Source organism: Streptomyces sp. (genome assembly GCF_050698815.1).
Taxonomy (GTDB): domain Bacteria; phylum Actinomycetota; class Actinomycetes; order Streptomycetales; family Streptomycetaceae; genus Streptomyces.
In genome coordinates this window covers 1-6,235 of sequence record NZ_JBOHCV010000090.1, presented here as the reverse complement: position 1 = coordinate 6,235, position 6,235 = coordinate 1, and the positions used below count along the sequence as shown (strand labels likewise).

The 6,235-nt window shown below is 69.9% G+C and carries 8 protein-coding genes and 1 pseudogene; 8 read left to right on the top strand and 1 reads right to left on the bottom strand.

The window, feature by feature from the left end:
- The 8 genes and pseudogenes from sufC to ACRDP3_RS03565 all read left to right on the top strand — a co-directional run.
- Nucleotides 1-148, top strand: a pseudogene (gene sufC / locus ACRDP3_RS03600) (Fe-S cluster assembly ATPase SufC); the annotation flags it as partial.
- A 5-nt stretch (nucleotides 149-153) separates the two neighbouring features.
- Nucleotides 154-1,407 (top strand): cysteine desulfurase, encoded by a 1,254-nt coding sequence (locus tag ACRDP3_RS03595; RefSeq protein ID WP_431515332.1) that lies wholly within the window; start codon nucleotides 154-156, stop codon nucleotides 1,405-1,407.
- A gap of 40 nt (nucleotides 1,408-1,447) precedes the next feature.
- Nucleotides 1,448-1,915 (top strand): Fe-S cluster assembly sulfur transfer protein SufU, encoded by a 468-nt coding sequence (gene sufU, locus ACRDP3_RS03590; RefSeq protein WP_431515331.1) that lies wholly within the window; start codon nucleotides 1,448-1,450, stop codon nucleotides 1,913-1,915.
- A complete protein-coding gene (locus ACRDP3_RS03585) occupies nucleotides 1,912-2,241 on the top strand; it encodes a metal-sulfur cluster assembly factor (protein WP_431515330.1) in 330 nt (109 codons plus the stop codon). The genes sufU and ACRDP3_RS03585 overlap by 4 nt, the downstream gene beginning before the upstream one ends.
- A 139-nt stretch (nucleotides 2,242-2,380) precedes the next feature.
- Nucleotides 2,381-2,701, top strand: coding sequence for a DMT family transporter (locus ACRDP3_RS03580; protein WP_431515329.1), 321 nt, complete (start codon nucleotides 2,381-2,383; stop codon nucleotides 2,699-2,701).
- A complete protein-coding gene (locus ACRDP3_RS03575) occupies nucleotides 2,701-3,261 on the top strand; it encodes a TetR/AcrR family transcriptional regulator (RefSeq protein ID WP_431515328.1) in 561 nt (186 codons plus the stop codon). The genes ACRDP3_RS03580 and ACRDP3_RS03575 overlap by 1 nt, the downstream gene beginning before the upstream one ends.
- A gap of 76 nt (nucleotides 3,262-3,337) precedes the next feature.
- Nucleotides 3,338-4,354 carry a 2,3,4,5-tetrahydropyridine-2,6-dicarboxylate N-succinyltransferase gene (gene dapD, locus ACRDP3_RS03570; RefSeq protein WP_431515327.1) on the top strand — a complete coding sequence of 339 codons (1,017 nt, stop codon included), beginning with the start codon at nucleotides 3,338-3,340 and terminating at the stop codon, nucleotides 4,352-4,354.
- A 42-nt stretch (nucleotides 4,355-4,396) separates the two neighbouring features.
- Nucleotides 4,397-5,200: an EI24 domain-containing protein gene (locus ACRDP3_RS03565; protein ID WP_431515326.1), complete on the top strand. Its 804-nt coding sequence runs from the start codon at nucleotides 4,397-4,399 to the stop codon at nucleotides 5,198-5,200.
- Nucleotides 5,201-5,211: 11 nt separating this feature from the next.
- On the opposite strand, the gene dapA is transcribed toward ACRDP3_RS03565, so the two are convergent.
- Nucleotides 5,212-6,156 (bottom strand): 4-hydroxy-tetrahydrodipicolinate synthase, encoded by a 945-nt coding sequence (gene dapA, locus ACRDP3_RS03560; RefSeq protein WP_431515325.1) that lies wholly within the window; start codon nucleotides 6,154-6,156, stop codon nucleotides 5,212-5,214.
- Between the last annotated feature and the right edge of the window lie 79 nt (nucleotides 6,157-6,235).

Sequence of the window (6,235 nt, the reverse complement as noted above, 5' to 3'; positions counted from 1 at the left end):
CTACACGCGCATCCTGCGCTACATCAAGCCCGACCACGTGCATGTCTTCGCCAAGGGCCGGATCGCCGAGTCCGGCGGCCCGGAGCTGGCGGACAAGCTGGAGGAAGAGGGCTACGAGGAGTACGTGAAGGGAGGCGCCGCTTCGTGAACGATGTGACGCTTCCGGGTCTGCTCGACACCGAGGCGATCCGCAAGGACTTCCCGATCCTGGACCGCACGGTCCACGACGGCCAGAAGCTGGTGTACCTGGTCAACGCGGCGACCTCGCAGAAGCCGCGCCAGGTGCTCGACGCGATGAGCGACTACAACGAGCGGCACAACGCCAACGTCCACCGCGGCGTGCACGTCCTCGCCGAGGAGGCCACGGCGCTGTACGAGGGCGCGCGCGACAAGGTCGCGGGCTTCATCAACGCGCCCAGCCGTGACGAGGTGGTCTTCACCAAGAACGCCTCGGAGTCGCTCAACCTCGTGGCGAACATGCTGGGCTGGGCCGACGAGCCGTACCGCGTGGAGCACGACACCGAGATCGTCATCACGGAGATGGAGCACCACTCCAACATCGTGCCGTGGCAGCTGCTTTCGCAGCGCACGGGAGCGAAGCTGAAGTGGTTCGGTCTCACCGACGACGGCCGGCTGGATCTGTCCGCCGTCGACGAGGTCATCACGGAGAAGACCAAGGTCGTCTCCTTCACGCTGGTCTCCAACATCATGGGCACCATCAACCCGGTCGACGCCATCGTCCGGCGTGCCCAGGAGGTCGGTGCCCTCGTCGTCGTCGACGCATCGCAGGCGGCCCCGCACATGGTGCTGGACGTGCAGGCGCTGCAGGCCGACTTCGTCGCCTTCACCGGGCACAAGATGTGCGGCCCGACGGGCATCGGGGTGCTGTGGGGCCGGCAGGAACTGCTCGACGACCTGCCGCCGTTCCTCGGCGGCGGCGAGATGATCGAGACGGTCACGATGAGCGCGTCCACCTACGCGCCCGCCCCGCACAAGTTCGAGGCGGGCACGCCGCCGATCGCCCAGGCGGTCGGGCTGGGCGCGGCCGTGGACTACCTCTCGGCCATCGGCATGGACAAGATCGAGGCGCATGAGCACGCGTTGACCACCTACGCCGTGCGGAAGCTCCAGGAGATCCCCGACCTGCGGTTCATCGGCCCCACCACGGCCGAGGACCGGGGCGCGGCGATCTCCTTCACGCTCGGTGACATCCACCCGCACGATGTCGGCCAGGTGCTGGACGAACAAGGCATCGCGGTCCGGGTCGGCCACCACTGCGCGCGGCCGGTCTGCCTGCGGTACGGAATTCCCGCGACCACGCGGGCGTCGTTCTATCTGTACTCCACCCCGGCCGAGATCGACGCCCTGGCCGCGGGTGTGGAACACGTACGGAACTTCTTCGGTTAGACCGGGACAGCGACTGAGGACTGAACGGACGGACTGACTCGTGAAGCTCGATTCGATGTACCAGGAAGTGATCCTGGACCACTACAAGCATCCGCACGGCCGCGGCCTGCGCGACGGCGACGCCGAGGTGCACCACGTCAACCCCACCTGCGGTGACGAGATCACCCTGCGGGTGCGGTACGAGGGCGACACCATCAAGGACGTCAGCTACGAGGGCCAGGGCTGCTCCATCAGCCAGGCCAGTGCCTCGGTGCTGAACGAGCTGCTGGTCGGCAAGGAGCTGAGCCAGGCCCGGACGATCCAGGGAGCCTTCCTGGAGCTGATGCAGTCCAGGGGCAAGATCGAGCCGGATGACGCCATGGAAGAGGTGCTGGAGGACGCGGTCGCCTTCGCCGGGGTCTCGAAGTACCCGGCGCGCGTCAAGTGTGCTCTGCTCAGCTGGATGGCATGGAAGGACGCCACCGCCCAGGCCCTGGGCGAGGACTCGGTAAAGGAGAAGACGGCATGACCGGGACCACCGCGAAGCCCGCGAGTGAGGAAGAGGTCCGCGAGGCGCTGCTCGACGTCGTCGACCCCGAGCTGGGCATCGACGTCGTCAACCTGGGCCTGATCTACGGGGTCCACGTCGACGAGTCGAACGTCGCCACCCTCGACATGACGCTCACCTCGGCGGCCTGTCCGCTGACCGACGTCATCGAGGACCAGGCCAAGTCCGCAACCGAGGGCATCGTCAGCGAACTGAAGATCAACTGGGTCTGGATGCCCCCGTGGGGCCCGGACAAGATCACCGACGACGGCCGCGAGCAGCTCCGGGCGCTGGGCTTCAACGTCTGAACGGTTCGCCCCACGAGCGGTCGCGCACACACAACGGTCCTGCTTCAGCGATGCTGAGGCAGGACCGTTGTGTATATCAGGTCACCCTTGAAGCCTGGTCCGTGTACGGGCGTACACATCGTTGTGTACGATCGTACGCATGGTCTACGTGATGCTCGCGGGCGCGATTCTGGCGGAGGTCCTGGGGACCACGGCGATGAAGTACAGCGACGGGTTCAGCAAGCTGTGGCCCTCGCTGGGCACGGCGCTGGGTTACACCGTCGCCTTCGCGCTCCTCGCACAGACGCTCAAGTCGATGTCCGTCGGCACGGCCTACGCGATCTGGGCCGGGGTCGGCACCGCCGCGATCGCCGCCATCGGCATGCTCTTCCTCGGCGAGGCGGCCACCCTCGCGAAGATCACCGGCGTGGCGCTGGTGATCGCCGGGGTCGTCGTACTCAACCTCGGCGGGGCCCACTGATGCCACGTCGTCACGATCCCGAGCGCCGTCAGCGCATCATCGACGCCGCCATCCGGATCGCCGAAGCCAAGGGCATCGCCGGGTTGAGCCACCGCACCGTCGCGGCCGAGGCCGACGTCCCGCTCGGCTCGACCACGTACCATTTCGCCAGCCTCGACGATCTGCTGATCGCCGCCCTGGAGCAGGTCAACAGCCAACCGCGCTGCGCCGTCATCGGCTGGGAGGACGGCCTCACCGCGGTGGGGATCCCCGGCGGAGTGCCGCTCGCGGACGCGCTCACCCAGCTGCTGGAGGAGTACGCGCACGGGGGCCGAGGCCGCATCCGCCTCGAATACGAGCTCTATCTCGCCGCGCTGCGCCGCCCACGTCTCCAGCCGCTCGCCGCCGGCTGCGTCGACGAGATGACCGAGATGATCGGCCGCCACACCTCCGACCTCGCCACCGCGCGCGTACTGGTCGCGCTGATCGATGGCCTGCTGCTGCAACTGCTGCTCACCGACCGCCCCTTCGACCGTGCAGAGGTACGGGCGGCGCTGGCCCGCGTCACGGGCGAGCGCTGAGTGCGGCACGGGGGCCGCCGGGGCGGTGCCGGGACCGGTTGGCCTTCGCCGCAGGGCGGCGGATAGCGTGCGACGTATGAGCGAAGCAGCCACCACCCTCCCCCAGGCCGAGGACGGCCTGGGAGGTACCCCCACCGGCGTCGTCGCCGCCGGACTCGCCACCGTCGCCGGGGGAATCGTCCTGGACACCTGGTTCCCCGCCCCCGAACTGGTCGCCGGCCCCGGCGAACCGGCCGGGAGTGAGCGGCTGAGCCCCGAGCGTGCCGTAGAGGAGCTGGGGGAGGCCGCGGCGAAGGCGCTCGGCAGCGACCCGGTGCGCGGCGTCGAGACCGTGGCCGTACGGACGGTCATCGCCTCCCTCGAGGACAAGCCGCTGGACGCCCACGACGCGTACCTGCGGCTGCACCTGCTCAGCCGCCGTCTCGTGCGGCCGCACGGACAGAACCTGGACGGCCTGTTCGGGCTGCTCGCCAACGTCGCCTGGACCAGCCTCGGCCCCGTCCCGGTCGACCGGCTGGAGCAGGTGCGGCTCGCCGCCCGCGCCGCGGGCAAACACCTGAGCGTCACCAGCGTCGACAAGTTCCCCCGCATGACGGATTACGCCATGCCGACGGGCGTACGCATCGCCGACGCCGACCGCGTCCGGCTCGGCGCGCACCTGGCCGAGGGCACCACCGTCATGCACGAGGGCTTCGTCAACTTCAACGCGGGCACCCTCGGCACCTCGATGGTCGAGGGCCGCATCAGCGCCGGTGTCGTCGTCGGAGACGGCTCCGACGTGGGCGGCGGCGCCTCGATCATGGGCACCCTCTCCGGCGGCGGCAAGCAGACCATTTCCGTCGGCGAGCGCTGCCTGCTGGGGGCCGAGGCCGGTGTCGGCATCTCGCTCGGCGACGACTGCATCGTCGAGGCAGGCCTGTACGTCACGGCCGGTACGCGCGTGACTCTGCCCGACGGACAGATCGTCAAGGCTGTGGAGCTGTCGGGCGCCGACAACTTCCTCTTCCGCCGCAACTCCACCACCGGCACCGTCGAGGTCCTCCAGCGCACCGGCTCCTGGGGCGGCCTGAACGAAGCCCTGCACAGTAACTAGCCGAGTTCTGTTCGCATGTCCGTAGGCCATAGGCTTACGGACATGCGTGATCTCGCGGCGGGGATTCGGTATCTGGGGCGCGGCCAGCGATGGGCCGCCGGGCACGGGCGGTGGTTCGGCTTCGGCCTGCTGCCCGCACTGATCACTCTCGTGGTGTACGCGGCGGCCCTCACCGCGCTCGCCTTCTTCACCGATGACATCGCCGTCTGGGCCACGCCCTTCGCCGACGACTGGGGCTCGCCCTGGCAGACCGTCCTGCGCACCCTCTTCGCGGTGCTGCTCTGGCTCGCCGGACTGCTCCTGTCGGTGCTCACCTTCACCGCTGTCACGCTGCTGGTCGGCGACCCCTTCTACGAGAAGCTGTCCGAGCGGGTCGAGGAGTCGGAGGGCGGCTGCCCTCCCGGCCTGGACCTGCCGCTGTGGCGCGAGCTGTGGAGGTCGCTGCGTGACAGCCTGTACGTGCTCTCGCGCGCCCTCCTCTTCGCCGTACCGCTCTTCCTGCTCGGCTTCGTGCCCGTCATCGGGCAGACCCTCGTCCCGGCACTCGGCTTCTGCGTCTCCGGCTTCTTCCTCACCCTGGAACTGGTCTCGGTCGCCATGCAGCGCCGCGGCATCCCCGTACGCGAACGGCTGCGCCTCCTGCGCACCCGCAAGGCGCTCGCCCTCGGCTTCGGCGTCCCGCTCGTGCTGATGTTCATGGTCCCGCTGCTCGCGGTCGTGCTGATGCCGGGTGCGGTGGCGGGTGCGGCGCTGCTCGTTCGGGACCTGACGGGAGAGGCGGCGGAGGCGGAGCAGGCGGACGACGGTGCGGACGCGGGCGCGCCGCAGTGGCCGGCCGCACACTGACGAGCGGGTGATCAAACGGCCAGGGCGGGTGCCGGCTGCTCCTGGCCCGTGATGTGGCGGAGGGTGTCCGCCAGGTGGGAAGTGAGCTCGGCGCCTGCCGCGAGAAGCGGGCCGCGAACCGGGCCGCCGGGGAGGCCCGTCGCGTTCAGAAGAGCCTTCGTCGTCACCGTGCCCGGTGTGCCGGAGGCCATCACCGCCGCGATCAGGGGGACCAGCGCCAAGTGGCGGGCGGCGGCCTCCGCGGGATCGCTGGACTCGTGCGCGTCCAGCACCGAACGGACCTGCCTGCCCGCGACATTGGCGACCGTGCTCACATAGCCGGAGCCGCCGATGGCCAGCAGCGGCAGGTTGAGCTCCTCGCATCCGGAGGAGTAGGCCAGCCCGGTCTCCGCCATCACCCGAGCCGACTTCAGCAGGTCGTACGCGCAGTCCTTGACCCCCTGAACGCGCGGGTGTTCGGCGAGCCGGAGCAGGGTCTCGGCGGTCAGCGGCGTGCCGGTACGGGCCGGGATGTCGTAGAGCAGCACCGGCAGGTCCGTCGCGTCGGCGATCGCCCGCAGGTGCTGGAGGACGGCCTCCTGTCCGGGCCGGGAGTAGTAGGGCGTGACGGCCAGCACGCCGTGCGCGCCCGCCGTCCCGGCGGACCGGGCCAGCGCGGCCGAGTGACGGGTGTCGGCGCTCCCGACACCCGTGGTGACGCGGGCACGGTCGCCGACGGCGTCGACGACCGCCCGTACCAGCTCGGTCTTCTCCTCGTCGGAGGTCGTCGGAGCCTCGCCCGTCGTGCCGTTGAGCACGAGACCGTCACAGCCGCCCGCGTCCACCAGGTGCACCGCGAGCCGTTGGGCGCCGTCGAGATCGAGGGCGCCGTCGGCGGTGAAGGGGGTGATCATGGCGCAGGCGGCGCGGCCGAAGGGATGCGGGCGGGAAGACCGGCGTGGCGGCGTGGCTGTCATGCCACGGAGTGTGCGGCTCCCGGCCGTTCAGGTCCACTAAGATCGGCTGCGTGGACTGTTCAGCAACACTGAACAGTCC

Coding starts and splice junctions, on each gene's coding strand:
- ACRDP3_RS03585 (WP_431515330.1), top strand. CDS start 1,912: ATGACCGGGACCACCGCGAAGCCCGCGAGTGAGGAAGAGGTCCGCGAG.
- ACRDP3_RS03580 (WP_431515329.1), top strand. CDS start 2,381: ATGGTCTACGTGATGCTCGCGGGCGCGATTCTGGCGGAGGTCCTGGGG.
- ACRDP3_RS03575 (WP_431515328.1), top strand. CDS start 2,701: ATGCCACGTCGTCACGATCCCGAGCGCCGTCAGCGCATCATCGACGCC.
- dapD (WP_431515327.1), top strand. CDS start 3,338: ATGAGCGAAGCAGCCACCACCCTCCCCCAGGCCGAGGACGGCCTGGGA.
- ACRDP3_RS03565 (WP_431515326.1), top strand. CDS start 4,397: ATGCGTGATCTCGCGGCGGGGATTCGGTATCTGGGGCGCGGCCAGCGA.
- dapA (WP_431515325.1), bottom strand. CDS start 6,156: ATGACAGCCACGCCGCCACGCCGGTCTTCCCGCCCGCATCCCTTCGGC.